Origin of the sequence: Marinicella rhabdoformis, from assembly GCF_009671245.1 — a bacterium.
Lineage (GTDB): Bacteria > Pseudomonadota > Gammaproteobacteria > Xanthomonadales > Marinicellaceae > Marinicella > Marinicella rhabdoformis.
Window position 1 is genome coordinate 1 of the sequence record NZ_VTFS01000025.1, and the last position, 281, is coordinate 281.

Sequence of the window (281 nt, forward strand, 5' to 3'; positions counted from 1 at the left end):
GATCTCATCTTGGAAGAAGCTTCCCGCTTAGATGCTTTCAGCGGTTATCTCGTCCGAACATAGCTACCGGGCAATGCCACTGGCGTGACAACCCGAACACCAGAGGTTCGTCCACTCCGGTCCTCTCGTACTAGGAGCAGGTTTCCTCAAATCTCAAACGCCCACGGCAGATAGGGACCGAACTGTCTCACGACGTTCTGAACCCAGCTCGCGTACCTCTTTAAATGGCGAACAGCCATACCCTTGGGACCGGCTTCAGCCCCAGGATGAGATGAGCCGAC

At 55.5% G+C, this 281-nt stretch carries 1 rRNA gene; it reads right to left on the reverse strand.

Annotated features, from left to right (window positions below):
* Nucleotides 1-281: ribosomal RNA gene (locus FET73_RS15650) — 23S ribosomal RNA — on the reverse strand; the annotation flags it as partial.